The sequence below is a fragment of the Nocardia sp. NPDC005745 genome (genome assembly GCF_040630775.1).
Taxonomy (GTDB): Bacteria; Actinomycetota; Actinomycetes; order Mycobacteriales; family Mycobacteriaceae; genus Nocardia.
The window spans coordinates 265,620-282,570 of sequence record NZ_JBEXYF010000003.1 but is presented as its reverse complement, the minus strand read 5'-3'; the positions used below and the strand labels follow the sequence as shown (position 1 = coordinate 282,570).

The 16,951-nt window shown below is 68.4% G+C and carries 18 protein-coding genes and 1 tRNA gene; 7 read left to right on the top strand and 12 right to left on the bottom strand.

Features of this window, described 5'->3' with window-relative positions:
* Positions 1 to 24: 24 nt before the first annotated feature.
* Positions 25 to 225, bottom strand: a complete 201-nt coding sequence (locus ABZ420_RS05655) for a ferredoxin (RefSeq protein WP_357117386.1) — start codon at positions 223 to 225, stop codon at positions 25 to 27.
* 233 nt (positions 226 to 458) lie between these two features.
* On the opposite strand from ABZ420_RS05655, the gene ABZ420_RS05650 reads away from it, so the two are divergent.
* Positions 459 to 3,632 carry a BTAD domain-containing putative transcriptional regulator gene (locus ABZ420_RS05650; protein ID WP_357117384.1) on the top strand — a complete coding sequence of 1,058 codons (3,174 nt, stop codon included), beginning with the start codon at positions 459 to 461 and terminating at the stop codon, positions 3,630 to 3,632.
* 129 nt (positions 3,633 to 3,761) lie between these two features.
* Here ABZ420_RS05650 and ABZ420_RS05645 read toward each other — a convergent pair whose 3' ends face one another.
* The 3 genes from ABZ420_RS05645 to ABZ420_RS05635 all read right to left on the bottom strand — a co-directional run bounded on the left by ABZ420_RS05645 (position 3,762) and on the right by ABZ420_RS05635 (position 6,219).
* Positions 3,762 to 4,406 (bottom strand): DUF4097 family beta strand repeat-containing protein, encoded by a 645-nt coding sequence (locus ABZ420_RS05645; protein ID WP_357117381.1) that lies wholly within the window; start codon positions 4,404 to 4,406, stop codon positions 3,762 to 3,764.
* A gap of 110 nt (positions 4,407 to 4,516) precedes the next feature.
* A complete protein-coding gene (locus tag ABZ420_RS05640; RefSeq protein ID WP_357117379.1) occupies positions 4,517 to 5,278 on the bottom strand; it encodes an ABC transporter permease in 762 nt (253 codons plus the stop codon).
* Complete coding sequence (locus ABZ420_RS05635) at positions 5,275 to 6,219, bottom strand: ATP-binding cassette domain-containing protein (RefSeq protein ID WP_357117377.1); 945 nt, start codon at positions 6,217 to 6,219, stop codon at positions 5,275 to 5,277. The genes ABZ420_RS05640 and ABZ420_RS05635 overlap by 4 nt, the downstream gene beginning before the upstream one ends.
* A gap of 300 nt (positions 6,220 to 6,519) precedes the next feature.
* On the opposite strand from ABZ420_RS05635, the gene ABZ420_RS05630 reads away from it, so the two are divergent.
* Positions 6,520 to 7,326 carry an LLM class flavin-dependent oxidoreductase gene (locus tag ABZ420_RS05630; protein WP_357117375.1) on the top strand — a complete coding sequence of 269 codons (807 nt, stop codon included), beginning with the start codon at positions 6,520 to 6,522 and terminating at the stop codon, positions 7,324 to 7,326.
* Between the two features lie 128 nt (positions 7,327 to 7,454).
* Positions 7,455 to 7,679, top strand: a complete 225-nt coding sequence (locus tag ABZ420_RS05625; RefSeq protein ID WP_357117373.1) for a DUF6374 family protein — start codon at positions 7,455 to 7,457, stop codon at positions 7,677 to 7,679.
* Positions 7,680 to 7,776: 97 nt separating this feature from the next.
* Here the strand turns inward: ABZ420_RS05625 and ABZ420_RS05620 are convergent, their stop codons facing one another.
* Positions 7,777 to 8,070: a hypothetical protein gene (locus ABZ420_RS05620; protein WP_357117371.1), complete on the bottom strand. Its 294-nt coding sequence runs from the start codon at positions 8,068 to 8,070 to the stop codon at positions 7,777 to 7,779.
* A gap of 162 nt (positions 8,071 to 8,232) precedes the next feature.
* Here ABZ420_RS05620 and ABZ420_RS05615 point away from each other — a divergent pair, with 162 nt between their 5' ends.
* Positions 8,233 to 9,159 carry a helix-turn-helix transcriptional regulator gene (locus tag ABZ420_RS05615; protein ID WP_357117369.1) on the top strand — a complete coding sequence of 309 codons (927 nt, stop codon included), beginning with the start codon at positions 8,233 to 8,235 and terminating at the stop codon, positions 9,157 to 9,159.
* Between the two features lie 116 nt (positions 9,160 to 9,275).
* Here ABZ420_RS05615 and ABZ420_RS05610 read toward each other — a convergent pair whose 3' ends face one another.
* A complete protein-coding gene (locus ABZ420_RS05610; RefSeq protein WP_040865686.1) occupies positions 9,276 to 9,593 on the bottom strand; it encodes a hypothetical protein in 318 nt (105 codons plus the stop codon).
* Between the two features lie 617 nt (positions 9,594 to 10,210).
* Positions 10,211 to 10,284: transfer RNA gene (locus ABZ420_RS05605), tRNA-Ile, on the bottom strand.
* A gap of 106 nt (positions 10,285 to 10,390) precedes the next feature.
* Here ABZ420_RS05605 and ABZ420_RS05600 point away from each other — a divergent pair.
* On the top strand, positions 10,391 to 10,840 hold the full coding sequence (locus tag ABZ420_RS05600) for a nitroreductase/quinone reductase family protein (RefSeq protein ID WP_357117367.1): 450 nt from the start codon (positions 10,391 to 10,393) through the stop codon (positions 10,838 to 10,840).
* On the opposite strand, the gene ABZ420_RS05595 is transcribed toward ABZ420_RS05600, so the two are convergent.
* Both ABZ420_RS05595 and ABZ420_RS05590 read right to left on the bottom strand, forming a co-directional pair.
* Positions 10,825 to 10,989: a hypothetical protein gene (locus ABZ420_RS05595; RefSeq protein WP_357117365.1), complete on the bottom strand. Its 165-nt coding sequence runs from the start codon at positions 10,987 to 10,989 to the stop codon at positions 10,825 to 10,827. The genes ABZ420_RS05600 and ABZ420_RS05595 overlap by 16 nt on opposite strands.
* A gap of 64 nt (positions 10,990 to 11,053) precedes the next feature.
* Complete coding sequence (locus ABZ420_RS05590) at positions 11,054 to 12,049, bottom strand: zinc-binding dehydrogenase (RefSeq protein WP_357117363.1); 996 nt, start codon at positions 12,047 to 12,049, stop codon at positions 11,054 to 11,056.
* A 76-nt stretch (positions 12,050 to 12,125) separates the two neighbouring features.
* Here ABZ420_RS05590 and ABZ420_RS05585 point away from each other — a divergent pair, with 76 nt between their 5' ends.
* Both ABZ420_RS05585 and ABZ420_RS05580 read left to right on the top strand, forming a co-directional pair.
* Complete coding sequence (locus ABZ420_RS05585) at positions 12,126 to 12,287, top strand: hypothetical protein (protein WP_357117361.1); 162 nt, start codon at positions 12,126 to 12,128, stop codon at positions 12,285 to 12,287.
* Between the two features lie 357 nt (positions 12,288 to 12,644).
* Positions 12,645 to 13,115: a hypothetical protein gene (locus ABZ420_RS05580; protein ID WP_357117435.1), complete on the top strand. Its 471-nt coding sequence runs from the start codon at positions 12,645 to 12,647 to the stop codon at positions 13,113 to 13,115.
* On the opposite strand, the gene ABZ420_RS05575 is transcribed toward ABZ420_RS05580, so the two are convergent.
* From ABZ420_RS05575 to ABZ420_RS05565, 3 genes are read right to left on the bottom strand one after another with little or no spacing between them, the layout of a single operon-like run.
* Positions 13,116 to 14,894 carry an SDR family oxidoreductase gene (locus tag ABZ420_RS05575; RefSeq protein ID WP_357117359.1) on the bottom strand — a complete coding sequence of 593 codons (1,779 nt, stop codon included), beginning with the start codon at positions 14,892 to 14,894 and terminating at the stop codon, positions 13,116 to 13,118.
* Between the two features lie 29 nt (positions 14,895 to 14,923).
* Positions 14,924 to 16,021 carry a PDR/VanB family oxidoreductase gene (locus tag ABZ420_RS05570; RefSeq protein WP_357117357.1) on the bottom strand — a complete coding sequence of 366 codons (1,098 nt, stop codon included), beginning with the start codon at positions 16,019 to 16,021 and terminating at the stop codon, positions 14,924 to 14,926.
* A complete protein-coding gene (locus tag ABZ420_RS05565) occupies positions 16,018 to 16,920 on the bottom strand; it encodes a metal-dependent hydrolase (protein ID WP_357117355.1) in 903 nt (300 codons plus the stop codon). The genes ABZ420_RS05570 and ABZ420_RS05565 overlap by 4 nt, the downstream gene beginning before the upstream one ends.
* Between the last annotated feature and the right edge of the window lie 31 nt (positions 16,921 to 16,951).

Here is a 16,951-nt window from a genome sequence, read left to right as displayed (position 1 = left end):
CGGTTGTTGTGCCGGAGCTGTGGACTAGTCGCCGGAGACGAGGGTGATCGCGCCGGACGGGCACACCTGTGCGGCCTCGCGGACCGAAGATCCCTGGTCGGGCGCGGGCTTGCGGTTCAGCAGCACCACCCGGCCGTCCTCGGTGTCCTGGTCGAACACTTCGGGGGCGGTCAGTGCGCACATGCCCGCGCTGATGCAGCGCTCACGGTCCACGCTCAGTTCCACTGGTAACCCCGGGTGAGGGGCAGGGAGCGCATGCCGCCACCTGCAATCGCTGAACTATTCACAGGGGATACTGTCGGCGACCCGGCTGATACCGCCCTGACACCGACCTGACACGTCCGCTGACACCGTGTCCGACGGTCGGGAAAACTGTCCTGGTCGATGTCATCGGACCGGTTATCAGCCCAGGGACGGGCGGCCCGCTGACTGCCGATCGTCCACGGCAGAATGGGCCGGTGCGAATCGGGATGCTTGGACCGCTCGAGATCCGACTGGACGACGGCGGATCGATCGAGGTACCGGGCGCTCGGTTGCGCGGCCTGTTGATCGCTCTCGCCCTCGAACCCGGTCGTGTGGTCGCCAAAACAACGCTGGTCGACTGGATCTGGGGTGCGCAGCCGCCCTCCGACGCCGCGAATGCCTTGCAGGCACTGGCCTCCCGCCTGCGCAGGGTGCTGCCGGACGGGTTGCTCGACGGGCAGGCGGGCGGCTACCGGCTGACGGTGGAACCCGGCGCTGTCGACGCCGTGCGATTCGAACAGCTTCTCGACCAGGCACGCGGCGGTGCGGACGCGCGGCAGGCCGGGCTGCTGCGCGAGGCCATCGACCTGTGGCGGGGTGCGCCGATCCAGGACATCGGTATCCAGGACAGCGAAGCTTTCGACGCGGTTGTCACCCGGCTCGAGGGGCTGCGCCTGGCCGCCATGGAGGATCTGTACGAAGCGGAGATCCGCCTCGGCCGGGGTCAGGAACTGGTGGCCGAACTGACCGAACTGGTGGCCCGCCACTCGGTGCGGGAACGGCTCGTCGCCGCGCTGATGCGCGCGCTCGGCGCCGCGGGTCGCGGCAACGAGGCACTGGTCGTCTACCAGCAGGCGCGGGAGGCACTCGCCGACGAGTTGGGCGTGGACCCCTCGCCGGAACTCTCCGCACTGCACGTCGCGCTGCTGCGCGGCGAAGTGGGCGCGCGGGAAACCGACCGCAAGACGAACCTGCGGGCCGAATTGACCAGGTTCGTCGGCAAATACGCCGACGTCGCCGTCGTGCGCGAACTCATCGCCGACCATCGGCTCACCACGTTGACCGGGCCCGGCGGTTCCGGCAAGACCAGGCTGGCCCTGGAAACCGCGCGGACCATGCTCGACGACCTACCGGACGGGGCATGGCTGGTGGAGCTGGCGTCGGTCGGCGCGAGTGGGGACGTGTCGCAGTCGGCGCTCGCCGCGCTCGGGCTGCGAGACGCACTGCTCGGCGGCGCACCGAACGCGGAGCCGATGGACCGGCTCGTCGCCGCGATCCGCGAGCGCGAAACGCTGCTGATCCTGGACAACTGCGAGCACGTGATCGAGTCCGCGGCGGCGTTCGCGCACCGGCTGCTCGGCGAGTGTCACCGGCTGCGGATCCTTGCGACGAGCAGAGAACCACTCGGCATCACGGGTGAGGCGATATGGCAGGTCGAGCCGCTGGCGTTGCCCACCGAGAACGCGAGCCCGGACGAGATCGAGTCCTCCCCTGCCGTTCAGCTGTTGCGCGACCGGGCAGGTGCGGTGCGCAAGGATCTCGCGGCCGATGCTCGCGCATTGTCGACCATGGCGCGGGTCTGCCGGGCGCTCGACGGAATACCGCTGGCGATCGAACTGGCCGCGGCCAGGCTGCGCACCATGTCCCTCGATCAGCTCGCCACCCGCCTCGACGATCGGTTCCGGCTGTTGACCGGCGGCAGCCGTACCGCGCTTCCGCAGCATCGGACATTGCGCGCGGTGGTCGACTGGAGCTGGGAGCTGCTCACCGACGCCGAACGGATGGTCCTGCGCAGACTCGCGGTGTTCTCCGGCGGCGCGAGTCTGGAAGCGGCCGAGCAGGTTTGCGCGGGCACGGAGGGCGGGCCCGAAGGGCAGGCGGGCGCGAGGAACGTAATGGTCGAGCAATGGGAGATGCTCGAGCTGCTGACCGCGCTGACCGAGAAATCGCTGCTCACCGCCGGGGACGGCGGACCACGCTATCGGATGCTCGACACGATCAAGCAGTACGCCCTCGACCGGCTCGTGGAGGCGGGGGAATCGGACGCGGTGCGCCGGGCGCATCTGGCGTACTTCACCGGACTCGCCGACAGCGCGGAGCCGCACCTGCGCCGCGCCGAGCAGTTGGAGTGGCTCGCCACGCTGGAAGCCGAGCACGACAACATCGCCGTCGCGATGCGTGGCGCGCTGGCGGCGGGCAACGCGGCCGAGGCGATGCGGCTCGCGGCGGCCACGGGCTGGTACTGGTGGCTCAGCGGGCACAAGGCCGAAGGCATGGAGCTGATCACCGCGGCCGCCGAGCTGCCCGGCGAAGTGGACGACGAGATCCGCGCCAGGGTGTACGGACTGGTCGTGCATTTCATGAACTCCGGGCCGACCGACGAGCACCAAGTGGAGGAATGGATCCACCAGGCATACCGATTCAGCCGGCGCAGCAAGAGCCGATACCCCTTGCTGGGGTTCGTCGGCGCGATGGAACGCATGTTGCAGGGGCCCGACGCGCTGCTGCCCGCGTTCGAACCGCTGCTCGCAGACGACGATCCCTGGGTGCGGGCGCTGGCTCGGCTCCAGCTGGGCAAGGCGCGGATCGCGCTCGGCCAGGAGGGCCGGGAGGCGGATACGTATCTGGAGACGGCGCTCGCCGAGTTCCGGGCCATCGGCGAGCGCTGGGGAATTTCGTTCGCGCTGACCGAATTGGCGAATCGAATCGCTATGCGCGGCGAGTTCGCGGCCGCGTGCGAACACCTCGACCAGGCGATCGCGGTGGTCACCGAGGTCGGCGCGATCGAGGACGTTTTCCTGATGCGGGCCAGGCAGGCTCAGTTGTACTGGCTGCTGGGTGATGCGGAGGCGAGCGCGGCCGCCATCGCCGAGGGGCAGCGGTACGCCGACCGGTCCGCCTGGCAGAACGCACTGGCCGAACTCGCCTTCGCGAAGGCGCAACTGGCCCGTTGGAACGGAGACACCGCGCAGGCGCACCGGGAGATCGACCTCGCGACGACCATGCTGGGCAGCGACGCGGAGCAGGTTTACGTCAAGGCGGTGACACACGACCTGCTCGGTTACCTCGCAGACGGTCTCGACGAAGCGCGCGAACAACGTGCCGCGGCCTTCCAGGCGGCGTCCGCGGCGGGCTACGCACCCCTCATCGCCCAAATCCTTGTCGGCGTAGCGGATCTGGCGCTGCGCGACGACCAGGACGAACAGGCCGCGCGACTGCTCGCGGCGAGTGCCGCGGTGCGCGGACTGCCCGATCGTTCTCACCCGGATGTGGCTCGGATCGAGCAGACAGCACGACATCGCCTCGGAGAAGCACGGTTCACCGAGGCGACGACGGAAGGTGCGCAGGCGAATTGGAGTGAGCTGGTCGCGAAGACGCTCGCTTGTTGAGCACGGCGGAAAACGTCCGCACCCCGGTGCACGACTCGACATGGAGTCGTGCACCAGGGTGCGGTGTTCACCACGCTGACGTGAGGTGCGGGTGTCTGTGGAGATGACCGGGCTGCTGAGCTGGATGAGCTAGGCGGCGGTGGCGTGCCGGATGATGATGTTGCCGTGCGAGTTACGTGCGTACACCTCCACAGTGTCCTCCTCGCCTTGCGGCCGGTCGACCGGTCGCATCAGGTTCTGCACGGCGCCGGAGAGGGCGTTGGCTTCGAGCCGCGCCGCGCTGCCCGGGCTGATGCCCACCTCCAGCTCGCCCATGGATGTCTCCAACCGGAGCACGCCGCGGGAGGCTTCGCCGATGCGGATGTCGCCTTTGGCGGTTTTCGCGGTCACCGAACCGCCCGGGCGCTCGACGGTGATGTCGCCGGCGGATACCTCCAGGTCGCACTCGCCGAGTTCGCCGGTGCCCTGCAATCGGCCCACAGCGGCCGTGCCCTTCAGCCGGGAGCCGGTCGGTACCTCGATGGTCACCTCGATCGACGGGTTGCCGCCGAACGGGCTGTAGGTCCGCCAGTCTTTCGGCGTCTTCACGGTCAATGTGCCTGCGGCGTAGGTGACCTCGGTCTGCTCGGCGGCACGCACGTCACCCTTCCTGGCCCCATCGGCCGGCCGGACCTCGACGACGGTGTCGGAACGGTCGGAGGCGATCACAGTGACGTTGCCGGAGAGCACGTCGACGGTGACGACGATCGGTTTCGGTGTCTCGAACGTGGGCATGGCTGTCTCCTCGAAATTGTTCGGTGTGTGAAATGAGTGGCGGACCCGGCCGGTGACGCCGCCTTCGGCGCATCGCGGACGCGCCCCGATCAGCGTGGTCAGCCGGGCGACTACGCGCGCTTGTTGAACGTGGCCCGTGACCACAGGTATCCGACCAGGGCGAACCCGGCGCACCAGGCGAGCGCGGCCGCGGTGTAGCCGCCGGAAGGATGGCCGCCGAGAAACCCACGCAAGGCTTCGATGATCGGCGTGAAGGGCTGATACCGGGCGAACTGCCGGATACCCTGTCCCATCTGGTCGGCGGGCACGATGGCGCTGCTCACGAACGGCAGCATGATCAGCGGCACCACGGTCATGCCCGCGGATTCCGGAGTCTTCGCGGCCATGCCCAGTGCGACCGTGAGCCAGGAGGCCGCGAACGATGTGGCCGCCATGATGCCGATCGCGCCGAGCCAGTGGAGTGCGGTCGCCGACGACCGGAAGCCCAGCAGGAATGCCACACCGAGCACGGCCGCGATGGCTACCACATTGGTCAGAATGGTGGCCGCGACATGGCCGGTCAGTACGGCGCTGCGGGAGACGTCCATGACCTTGAAACGGTTGATGATGCCCTTCGCCATATCGGAACTCACCGATACCGCGGTGCCCGACAACCCGTAACTGATGGCCAGCAGGATCATGCCCGGTGTCGCGTAGTTGATGTACTGTTCGCCGACATCGAACGCGTTGCCGAATACGTACACGAAGATCAGCATCATCACGACCGGCATGAAAGCCGCGTTGAATATGGTGACCGGACTCCGGGCGATGTGCTTGAAGTTGCGACGCAGCATGATCGACGAATCGGCCAGCGGTGCGGAAATGGTGCTCATTGTGCGACAGCCTCCGTGGTGGCGTGACCGGTCAGGGAAAGGAAAACGTCGTCGAGGTCGGGGGTGTGGACGGAGACCTCGTCGGCGTCGATCGAGTGTTCGGCGAGCCGGTCCAGCAGGTCCCGCAGTGATTTCGTGCCGCCGTCGCCCGGGACCCGCAAGGTCAGGGCCTCGTCGTCGCGGGTGGCGCCGGGCAGGATCCGCGCCGCCGCGTCGAGCGCCGTGACGTCGGCGAACCGGAGCCGGATGTGGCTGCCGGGCACGCGGCGCTTGAGTTCCTCGGGTGTGCCTTCGCCGACGATGCGGCCCTGGTCGAGCACCGCGATCCGGTCGGCCAGCTGATCGGCTTCCTCGAGGTACTGGGTGGTGAGGAAGATCGTGACACCGCCGTCCGTCAACTCCCGGACGATTTCCCACATGGTGCGACGGCTGCGCGGATCCAGTCCGGTCGTCGGCTCGTCCAGGAAAACGATGGCCGGCTTGGTGACCAGCGTCATCGCCAGGTCCAATTTCCGGCGCATGCCCCCGGAATAGGCCGAGGCCGGCTTTCGCGCCGATTCCACCAGATCGAACCGTTCCAGCAATTCGGCGACCACCCGCTTGCCCTCGGCGGCCCGCAGATGATGCAGATCCGCCATCAGCCAGAGGTTCTCCTCCCCGGTCAGCAGATCGTCCACCGCCGCGAACTGGCCGGTGACCCCGATCGCCGCGCGCACCGCTTTGGGTTCGGTCGCGATATCGTGCCCGGCCACCCGCGCCGTGCCGCCATCGGCCTTCAGCAGCGTGGTCAGCACGTTCACCGTCGTCGTCTTACCCGCCCCATTCGGACCGAGCAGCGAGAAAATCGTCCCTGCACCGATATTCAGATCGATGCCATCGAGGATCGTCCTGTCCCCGTATGCCTTCCGCAGCCCGGAAGCCGCGATCGCTGTGCTGTTCATGTGGACAACTGTCGCCAGGATGGCTGACACGGGCCTGATACCGGCCTGACACGTCCACTGACACGGTGTTAGACCTGGTCACAGCGGGGATGTCGGCCGAGCGGACACCCGTGTACCGCCGTCTTGCGTCAACCCGTCCGGAAGGATCTTCCTGGTCACAAAGCTGTCACTCACGACCGCTCGGTAGTGCCGAGTTCACGGCGCTCGCAGAAGCGTGCACACGATCTCGGCTGCACCGATTAATTTCGGATGGATCCGTCGTCGATTCCTCTGGAGAGACCGAATGACAGGAGTCCGGACATGACTAGACCGTTTCGATTCGGGGTCGTTGCCCCGCTCAGAACCGACCTGCCGACGTGGCGAGATCGCGTGCGCCGCATCGCCGACAGCGGCTACTCGACGCTGCTGGTGCCCGACTTCCCGCAGATGCAACCGGCGCCCGGCCCCATGCTGGCCACCGCCGCGGCCCTGACCGACCTGCGCGTGGGCACGTGGGTGTACGCCTCTCCGCTACGCCCGGCCTGGCTGACGGCGTGGGAAGCGCATTCGCTGTCGCTACTGACCGACGGCCGCTTCGAGATGGGCATCGGCACCGGCAGACCGGGAATCGAGGACGAACTCCGCGACAAGGGACTGCCCGCCGTACCACCGCCGAACGAGCGGCTGGCACAGGTACGTGAGACGGTCACGAGGCTGCGAGATCTCGACGGCCCCGACCGTCACACGCCCGTGGCGATGGCCGTATACGGTCCGAAGGCCCGGGCGCTGGCGGCCGAGTTCGCCGACACGGTCACCTTCGCGCTGGGGGATCAGCCTCGGGGCGAAGTCGAGCGGCTGGCACGCGACTTCCGCGCCAACGGGGACGTCGAACTCGCGCTCGCCGTCCCGGTTATCGGTGACGCTGTCGCGCCGCACATGGCGCCGCCCGACACCGACCCAGCGGCACTTCGCGCGGCAGACGCGGTGACCGTACTTCCGGATGATCCGGCGGCCGCCGCCGAGGAAATCCAGCGGCGACGGGAGGAGATAGGCTTCTCCTACTTCGTCTTCGGCGCCGACTTCGCCGACAGGTTCGCTCCGATCGTCGCGGAGCTCGCCGGACGTTAGCCGGGCGGTGTGGGACATGCGAGGCGGAGCCCGCCGGTTTCGAGAGCGCTGTGCCCGGCCAGAAAGTCCGACGCCCCGGACCCCACGTGTATCGAAAACATGTTCGACTCGAGGTAGGGTGCCGGAGCATGCCGGACCTCGAGCCCACCCAGTTCGCCTACTCGCAGATCAACGCCGTACGCAGGCAACTGCTCGATGCCGCCGCCTTCGGGAAGCACCTCCGCCCCGAACACCTGGAGAATCTGGCAGGCAAGCTCGCCGAAGGATTGCGCGCCTACACCGAAGCCATGACACCCACTACCCCACCCACCGACGGCCGTGCCTGCCTCGACTACCGAGGACGCAACCACTGACGGTCCGCCGGTCGTCATAGTCGGATGGCCAAGTTCATTGCGACGACGACCGCGAGCGGCATGCCGATATCGAAGACGCGTCCGACTTCTGCCGCGCTCACCGGCGCATCCCGCCCACCGGTGCCCAGCGCCCGAATGACGCTCGCGGCGTCGCGCATTCGACGTCGGCGATCGCCATCAAGCGGTCCAGCACCACGGCGTCCACATGCGCCGACGACGGCAGCAATATCACTTCGGCCTCCGAAGACTCAGCCTGTTCGACCAGACCGAGCACTGAACCAGGGTCGGCCCAGCACAGCTCGTACCCCAGCCGCCGCGCCAAGCGGCGCACCTGCGCGAAGTCCCATTCCGGTGTCGGTGATGTCGGATCAATCCAGCCGAGTGCGTGCATTCCCCTGCCCTTCGTCCCCTGTCGTTGGTGAGCTGCCGCCGCCGAGGAAACTGTCCACTCGGCAGCGGGGCTGCGATCGACGCTATGAGATACAGCTGTGCCGCATACGATTTCGCTGTTCACAGGCGCCCACAGCCCCTCCCGAACCCTTAGGCTGGAGTTATGGAACCGGGTGCGCTCCTGCGCGCCGCACGCGAGTCAGCGGGTATCTCGCTGCGCGCGATGGCCGAGCGGAGCTACTACAGCAAGGCTTACTTGTCGCTGATCGAGAACGGTCGGCGTCCGGTACCTGCCGGTGTCTCCGCCGCCTACGAGAGGGTGCTGGGCGCGGACCTGGAGCGGCTGACGATGGTGGCGCGAAGACCGGCCAGCGTGGACGCCCACGCGCTCTCCGACGTGGCGGTGATGTTGGCGGCTACGCGCCGCATCGAGGACGCGGCCGGGGCGGTCACGGTACTTCCGGCGGTACGAGGCATGTCAGCCATGACCGAGGCATTCGCCCGTGAGGCACGCACGGCGGAGGTCGAGGCGGCGGCTCTCGCGTCGGAGGTCACGCAGTACCGGGGATGGTTGGAACATGCGATCGGCGCCGACGTCGCCGCACGGCGTAGCGTCGGCACAGCAGTGAGCCTGGCGAAGGAGTCCCGCGATCCGGACCGGCTTGCGCACAGCCTGGGGTTCCTCGGCTACGTGACTGTCAGCGCGGGAAACTTCGGGCAGGTCGTCGCTCTGTCGGACGCCGCATTGGCCGTACAGAATGCGCACCCCATCGTCAGCGCTTACGGGCGAATGCGGCGAGCTGAACTGCTGGCTGCGCATGGAGAGAGGCGCGAAGCACAGCGCGCGCTGTCCATGGCCGACGCGGCGACAGAAGCGGCGGACGGCATCGAACCTCCCGCGTCGATGTATTGGTGGAGTACCGGATTCGGGGCCGTGCAGCGCGGGGGCGTCCTGGCTCTGCTGGGGCAAACGGCCGAAGCGGTGGCGGAGGCGACACACGGACTGGCCGCGATGCCGACAGAGCACCGCGAGAGCGAATGGCTGGCCTCCGCGCTACGCCGAATCGACCCGGATATGAGCGGCACATGATGTGCCGGCCCCACGGGGACCTGCTAGCCCGGTTTGCCCCCACAGACTATTCGTGGGGGCAAACGCGGGCATTTGTCGCGGCCGATCTCGAGCCACGACCTGAGACCTGGTCGCGGTCAGGCGCAGACGCGATTGAGTTCGTCGGTGTAGGGGTTGAGATCGGTGACGTTCTCGTCTACCAGCGCGTAGGCATAGGCGGAGATGACATCCTTCTCCGCGCCCTGGGCCAGATCGGCGAGGCCGCTCAGCCTGCCGGACAGCGCTTCCGCCGTCGCCCCGTCCAGGGTGCCGCCGTTCGTGTCGATCGCGATGTTGATCAACTCGATGGCCTTGGCGCACTGCGGGGACTGGGCATGCGCGGGTGCGGCGGGCAGGAAGAACAGAGCGGCAGCGGCCGCGGAGAACACAGCGGCGAAGGCCGTCGACTTGGTCATGATTTCCTCTCAGAAAGTTAGCGTGATCGTAGCGCCACCGCGTCGAACCGCCCCCAACGAGACATCACCACCTATGGCTACAGGGGCACGTAACCCTCGGCGTCGGAGGTGAACTTGAACCGGGCGACGGCGATGTACACCTGAACAGCACGAGCGAAACTGCGGTGATCGCCCTGTGCGCGTACAGCATTGATTCATTCCCCGTCCGATTTCGGGCGGGACGGCACTCGCCTCGGTACTGGCGAGAGGCGAGCGAAACGGCTTGCCCCAGGCCGTGAATGCTTCACAGCACGCGCATAGCCAGGTCGGGATGCTCCGATATAGCGAAGCTCGGTCCATAGTCCGGTGGGACACCCGGCTACCAACGGGGTGTTGGCGCAGAAGGTGCGGCAGTCAACCGGCCGGTTACCGCAGCGAGCCCTCCGGAGTCGCATGCCGGATGCCGCGGATCTTCCTCCGCAGCTCGGTCGCGAAGTCGTCGGCCGGCTCGCGGGTGTCGTCCAGCGAAGCGGTCCCCATGGCCCCAGCGCTACCGCGATAATCCATTGGTGAACGCGAGCGCTGTCCTGGATCGAAACCTCTCGCGAGAAACAAACTCGCTGATCAGAGCCTATTTGTGGGGCGGGCGGGGCTCGAACCCGCGACCAATGGATTATGAGTCCACGGCTCTAACCGACTGAGCTACCGCCCCGTGCCGCGGGAACCGCGAGCGTTGTGGATGCTACCGGGTCCCAAGGGGTGGAAACCAGTCGCCTGGCTTAGGGTGGAGGCTTCGGAAACTTACTGGAGGGTCAGGTATGGCCGGTCTGTTCACGAAAGTGCTGAAGGCGCATCAGTGGGTGTACGAGAACAGTGGTGGGCTCGTGGGGCATCGGCTGCTGCTGGGGAATCCGACGCTGCTGCTGCGGACGGTGGGGCGTAAGTCCGGTGCGCAGCGGACTTCGGCGCTGACGTACGCGCGCGACGGCGGGGACTATCTGGTGACGGCGTCCAACGGCGGGTCGCCGCGGCCGCCGGGGTGGCTGGCGAATCTGAAGGCGCGGCCGGAGTGCGAGATCCAGGTCGGGCGGCGGAAACTGACGGTGCGGGCCCGGGCGACGTCGCCGGATGATCCCGAGTACGCCCGGCGGTGGGCGCTCGTCGACAAGGTGAACAAGGGTCGCTACAGCGCCTATCAGAAGCTGACCAAGCGGCCCATCGCGGTCGTGGTGCTGACCCCGGCGGAGCGGGGTCAGTCGTCGCGATAGTCCTCGTCCCAGCCGTCCTCGTAGTTGTCGGCGTCGTCCCGGTCGTCCCACAGCTCGGCTTCCTTGGGTGGCCGGCTGGCGAACGCCACGACAGCGACGACGAAGCCGAGGACCACGATGACGATACCGACGACGAGCAGAGTCTCCACCCCGGCACCCTAGCGCCGTCGCCGGGACCTCGCACTACGTCAATTGTCCAGTTCGCCGCTTTGTTCACACTGTTAACAAAGTGCGCCCGACGGCCGCTCGGGACTCGATGGCGGCATGCGCCCGATGGGCTTCGTCGAGCGGGAAGGTCTGGCCGATGACGACCTCCAAGCGCCCCGCGGCGACCTCGTCCTGGGCGCGCCGGGCCAGCGCCTGCCAATCGACATCCGAACCGGTGATGTCGAACAGCCCGTAGACGGTGACACCGCGCGCCGCCGCGTCGTCCCGGTCCAGTGTGGCGAATTCACCTGCGGCAGCGCCGTATCCGAGGAAGCGCCCGCCGTCCGCGGCGACCGAGAGGGCGGCTTCGCCGAGCGCGCCGCCCGCGCCGTCGAGCACCACGTGCGCGCCCGCTCCCCCGGTCGCCGCGCGCGCCTCGGCCGCCCAATCGGGCGCGGAGTAGTCGACCACCGCGGTCGCCCCGAGCCGCGCGGCCAGTTCCAGCTTCGTGGCGCCACGCGCGGCGGCGACGACGTTCGCGCCCGCGGCGCGGGCCAGCTGGATCAACAGGACGCCCAGCCCGCCGGCCGCGGCGGTGATCAGCACCCATTCCCCCGGTTGGACAGCGGCGCGGTCGAACACGGCGAGCGCCGTCCTGCCGTCGTGGGTGAGCGCGACGGCCTGCGCCGGGGTCAGCCCCTCGGGCGAAGTCACCAGCGTGTCCGCCTTGGCCAGTGCTTTCTCGGCGTATCCGCCGATCGGCAGGCCTCCGCCGATGCCGCTGGCCGAGGTGGGCGTCGACACTCGCTTGCCGACCCAGGACGGATCGACGCCTGGACCGACCGACGCCACCACACCGGCGATCGCGCCGCCGGGCACGTAGGGCAGCTCGATCGCGAAGAAGTCGATGCCCCAGCCCGAACGCAGCCGAGTGTCCAGGAACATCACATCCGCGGCGGCTACGTCGACGACCACCTCACCCGGCCCGGCCGTAGGATCCGGCAGCTCCCGCACCACGAGCACCTCTGGCCCACCGAACTCACCGGCTTGTACAACCCTCATGACACACCCTTCGCCGTTCCTTGCCGCCTATCGACGAAGATCAGCATGAAACCTCAAGGTGTGTTGAGGTCAAATCGTGCGTCAGGAACCGCCGCCGCAGCTGGAGCTGCTGCCCCCGCCACAGCTGGAGCTACTGCCGCCGCCACAGCTGGAACTGCTGCCGCCGCTGCAACTGGAACTGCTTCCCCCACCGCAACCACTACTGCTTCCCCCGCCGCAACTGCTGCCGTGGTGGTGATGGTCGTGGTGGTGGTGATGTCCGCCCCCGCAGCCGCTCGGCTGATCGAACCCGCCGATCAAACCGGCGCCGCCGGCCGCCCAGAACGGATCCGTGTAACCCCCCTCGTGATATCCCCCGCTTCGATTCCCGACGCCCCACCCACCATAGGGGGGCGGCGGCAGGTACCGGTTGCGCTGCGAGCGGATGACGACGACCACGATGATGATCGGAACCGCCACGAGGAGCAGCACCATCAAAAGAATGAAAAGAAGGATGAGTGCGCTCATGTCAGAACGGTAGCGGCCCATCGACGCGCACGTACAGTGAACTGTGGTGAACTTCAGGTTCCGTAGATCTCCGGCGCGCGAGTTCGACCTGGCGACCGTGCGCGCCGCCGTCGACGCGCTGGAACTGCCCGAGGCCGTCTACAAGACCTGCCCATGGCAGCCGCGGGAATTGGTGGACAAGGGATTGCGGCAGTGGCTGTTGTGCTGCGGCGCGGCCATGCGGGACGACCAGGTGATCGGCATGCCGTCGCACGCGGTGGACGAGGCATGGCACGGGTTCATCCTGTGCACCAAGCGCTACGCGGAGTTCTGCGCGACGGCCTACGGCCGCTTCCTGCACCACTTCCCGGAAGGCGCCGGGCCGCCGGTCGATTCGCACGGCAGCATGGCGGAGCAGCTCGGCCGCACGGTGGTGGCGTGGTCGTTCGTGGCGGCTCCGGGCGAGGAATGCGTGCTGTGGGATCTGGACCGCCGGGTCGGCGTCGAGCAGCCGTGGGGCGTCGAGCCCGAGCGAGTCGTGGCCGTGGAGGCCGAACTCGCCCGTGCCCTCGCCTCCTGATCAGGTCAGCTTCACCCGCGCCGCCAGGAATCGCACGACGGCGGGCGCGAGCCGCCCGAAGTGGTATTGCAGGTGGGCCTCCGGCGTCACCGGCACGACGCTGCGATCGCCCTCGATGGCGCGCACGATCCGCTCGGCCACCTTCTCCGGGCCGTAACGCCGCATCCGATAGAGGCTGTCGTAACGCTCCTGCTTGCGCTGCTCCTCCTCCGCGCTGACACCGGAGAACCGAGTGCGCCGCACGATGTCGGTGTGCACGATGCCAGGGCAGATGGTGTGCACCGAGATCCCGCGCCCGGCCACTTCGGCCCGTAGACAGTCGGAGAACATGAACACCGCCGACTTGCTGGTGGAATAGGCGCTGAACCCTTGTTGCGGACTGTAGGCGGCCATGCTCGAGAGGTTCACGATGTGCCCGCCGAGGCCGCGCTCGGCCATGACCGGGCCGAACGCGCGACAGCCGTTCAGTACGCCGCCGAGATTGATCCGCATCACCCGGTCGAATTCCGCCGCCGACGTCTCGAAGAATCCCCCGGCCTGTCCGATTCCGGCGTTGTTGATCAGGATGTCCGGCACGCCGTGGGTCTCCAGCACGGTCGCTGCGTGCGTCCGCATCTCGTCTTCGTCGGCGACGTCGAGCGGATAGGCATGCGCCACACCGTGTTCGGCGGTGATCAGCTCGGCGGTCTCCTTCGCGGCCGCGAGATCGATGTCGGACACCACGATCTCGGCCCCGCGACGGGCCAGGGCGAGCGCGGTCGCCCGGCCGATACCGCTGCCCGCGCCCGTGATGACCACCAGCTGATCGTCGAACGGCCGCCCGGTGCGACCCACCTCGGCGCGGCGCAGCGTCCGGGGCGCCGCCGAGCCGCCGAGGGTGTCGATCAGTTCGGTGGTCGCGGTGGCCAGTAATTTCGGATGCGAGAACGGCATCCAGTGTCCGGCGGGCACATCCCGCCGCCACAGCCGCCCGGTCCACTTGTGTTCGTCGTCGAATCCCGCGGGCCGCACGGCGACGTCGCGTCCGGCGACGATCAGCTGCACCGGCACCTCGGTGTGCCGCTCGCGCGGGGCGAGCATGCGCTGCACGATGTTCGCGCGATAGATCAACAGGCCGTCGACGATGTCGGCGCGGAAGGTCGGGCCGAGCCGCACGTTCGACGGCGCGGTCTCGTTCATGATCGAAACCACCCGCTGCCACACGCGTTCGGTCCCGGCTAGGCCGAAGGCGGCGCGCGGCAGCCCGGGAGTCATGAAGAAGAAGGTGTAGGCCGACGACAGCAGCTGGGTGAACGGCTGCCAAACGTTGCGCGGGGTCGGACGGGCGAGCCGGTTGCGGATCCACTTGCCGACGTGGTCCAGGTTCGGCCCCGACACCGAGGTGAACGACGCGACCCGAGTGGCGGCGCGCGGCTCGCACACCGCTTCCCACACCTGCACCGAACCCCAGTCGTGGGCGAGCACATGCACGGGCCGGTCGGGGCTCACCGCGTCGGCGACCGCGTAGAAGTCCACGGCTAGGCGATCGAGCCGGAAGTCGGCGGTGCGCCGGGTGCGGGTGGAACGGCCGTGCCCGCGGGTGTCGTAGGCGACGACGTGGAATCGCCGGGCCAGTAGTGGCACGACCGCGTCCCACAGGTGATGGGTATCCGGCCAGCCGTGCACCAGCACGACGGTCTCTGCGGCCGGGTCGCCGTATTCGTAGACGGCGAGGTCGAATTCGCCGCTGCGCACGGTTCGTTCGATCGCGGGGAGTTCGGCGATTTCGGTGGTGGTCATCATTCTCCTTGGCCGATCGGGAGGCCGGATCACAGATCGAGCACGAGGCGTCCGCCATCGGCGCGCGAGACGCAGACGAGCATCGCGCCCGCCGAGCGTTCGGCGGCGGTGAGCACGCTGTCGCGGTGGTCGGGTTCGCCGGCCAGCACCCGGACCTTGCACGTGCGGCAGAAACCCTGCCTGCACGAGTACGGACGGTCCGGCCGGGACGCGAGGATGGCGTCGAGCGCGGTGCGCGTCGCGCCGACCTCGATGACCTCCCCGGTGGAGGCGAATCGGATTTCGAACGGCTTGCCGTTCACGATCGGCGGTGGCGAGAACCGCTCGGAATGCAGTTCCACGGAAGGCATTTCGCGCACGGCGGCGGCGATCACGGCGATCATCGGCGCCGGACCGCAGCTGTAGATCGCGGTATCGGGACCGACGCCGGGCAGTAGGGCGCCCGCGTCGGGAAGCCCGTGCTCGTCGTCGGTGCGCACCACGACGCGGTCGCCGAAGCCCTCGATCTCGTCGAGGAACGGCAGTGTGGCGCGGCTGCGCCCGGTGTACACCATCGACCACTCGATGCCGAGCCGGTGCGCCAGCCTGGCCATGGGCAGGATCGGCGTGACGCCGATGCCGCCCGCGACGAAATGCAGTCGCCTCGCGGGAGATCCGTAGCCGGGCACGGCGAAGGGGAACGCGTTACGTGGACCGCGCACCACGATCGGCGAGCCCACCGGAAGGGAGTCGTGCACCTCCACCGAGCCACCGCCGCCTTCCGGGATCCGGCGCACCGCCACCCGGTAGGCGCGGACGTCGGCCGGATCGCCGCACAGCGAGTACTGGCGCAGGCGGCCGGATGGCAGTTCGAGGTCGAGGTGGGCGCCGGGGCGCCAAGGCGGCAGCGCGCGTCCGTCGGGGGCGGCCAGCCGCAGGCCGACCACGTCTTGGTCGTGCGCCTCGATCCGGCGTTCGGTGACGACCAGCGCCATCCGCCGGTCGTCCACCTTCGGACGGGGATCGCGCCGGTTGACCAGCGTGGTCCAGCGCAATCGCGCCGAGGCGACCGCGTCGAACACCCGCACGGTGCGATCGACGTCGCGCCTGCCGAACAGATCCGCGGGCAGGTGGTCGGGGATGGTCACGAGGCAATCGCCCGCGCCGCAGGGGATTTGGCCAGGTAGGCCACCGCCTGCGCGGTGGAGCCGACCGTCTCCGGGTGGTAGCCCGGCTCGAAGGTGCTCAGTGCGCTGCGCAGCAGCGAGGGGACGCCGGGCAACGCGCCGCGCCACATCGCGCCGAAGACTCTCGCCAGCAACCGGGGGTAACCGAGATCGGGCAGATCGCGGTCCTGGTGGACCAGGAACTTGGTGCCGCGCACCACCAAGGTCAGGAAGATCGGGAACACCAGCAGCATCAGCCCGGCGCGCCGCAGGTAGCCGGCACCGAAGTAGACGGCCACGTCATGCGCGACGTGCCGGTGCTCGACCTCTTCGGCCCCGTGCCAGCGGAACAGGTCGGCCATGCGCGGGTCTGCGCCGAACCGCTCCAGATCCGCGTTGAGCACCCAATCACCGAGGTAGGCGAAGAAGTGCTCCAGGCAGGCGATGAAAGCCAGCCGCTCGACCAGCACCTGCCGTTCGGCCACGCCGTCCACATCACGCGGCCCGAGCGTCCGGCGGAACAGGTACTCGGCCTGCCGCAGATAGGGCTCCGGATCGATGCCGTGCACGGCGAGCACCTCGTACAGCACCTTGTCGTGCGTCTCGGCGTGCATCGATTCCTGACCGATGAATCCGAGCATCGCCTCGCGCAGCTTCTCGTCCCGCACGTACGGCAGCGCTTCGGCGTACGCGGCGCAGAACATGCGCTCGCCTTCGGGCAGCAGCAGATTGAGCGAGTTGATCAGGTGCGAGGCGATGGGTTCGGTGGGCATCCAGCGCAGCGGCGTGTCCGACCAGTCGAAACGCACGTTGCGGGCGTGCAGCGCCACCGCGCCCGGGTCGGTGTCGGGCCGCCGCCCTGCCCTGCGAAGTAGCTTCATCGATACTCCTCGATCCGCACGCGCCCGCACT

Bases quoted from the DNA above. Each gene is read 5' to 3' on its own strand.
- ABZ420_RS05645 (WP_357117381.1), bottom strand. From the start codon at position 4,406: ATGCCCACGTTCGAGACACCGAAACCGATCGTCGTCACCGTCGACGTG.
- ABZ420_RS05640 (WP_357117379.1), bottom strand. From the start codon at position 5,278: ATGAGCACCATTTCCGCACCGCTGGCCGATTCGTCGATCATGCTGCGT.
- ABZ420_RS05635 (WP_357117377.1), bottom strand. From the start codon at position 6,219: ATGAACAGCACAGCGATCGCGGCTTCCGGGCTGCGGAAGGCATACGGG.
- ABZ420_RS05630 (WP_357117375.1), top strand. From the start codon at position 6,520: ATGACTAGACCGTTTCGATTCGGGGTCGTTGCCCCGCTCAGAACCGAC.
- ABZ420_RS05625 (WP_357117373.1), top strand. From the start codon at position 7,455: ATGCCGGACCTCGAGCCCACCCAGTTCGCCTACTCGCAGATCAACGCC.
- ABZ420_RS05620 (WP_357117371.1), bottom strand. From the start codon at position 8,070: ATGCACGCACTCGGCTGGATTGATCCGACATCACCGACACCGGAATGG.
- ABZ420_RS05615 (WP_357117369.1), top strand. From the start codon at position 8,233: ATGGAACCGGGTGCGCTCCTGCGCGCCGCACGCGAGTCAGCGGGTATC.
- ABZ420_RS05610 (WP_040865686.1), bottom strand. From the start codon at position 9,593: ATGACCAAGTCGACGGCCTTCGCCGCTGTGTTCTCCGCGGCCGCTGCC.
- ABZ420_RS05600 (WP_357117367.1), top strand. From the start codon at position 10,391: ATGGCCGGTCTGTTCACGAAAGTGCTGAAGGCGCATCAGTGGGTGTAC.
- ABZ420_RS05590 (WP_357117363.1), bottom strand. From the start codon at position 12,049: ATGAGGGTTGTACAAGCCGGTGAGTTCGGTGGGCCAGAGGTGCTCGTG.
- ABZ420_RS05575 (WP_357117359.1), bottom strand. From the start codon at position 14,894: ATGACCACCACCGAAATCGCCGAACTCCCCGCGATCGAACGAACCGTG.
- ABZ420_RS05565 (WP_357117355.1), bottom strand. From the start codon at position 16,920: ATGAAGCTACTTCGCAGGGCAGGGCGGCGGCCCGACACCGACCCGGGC.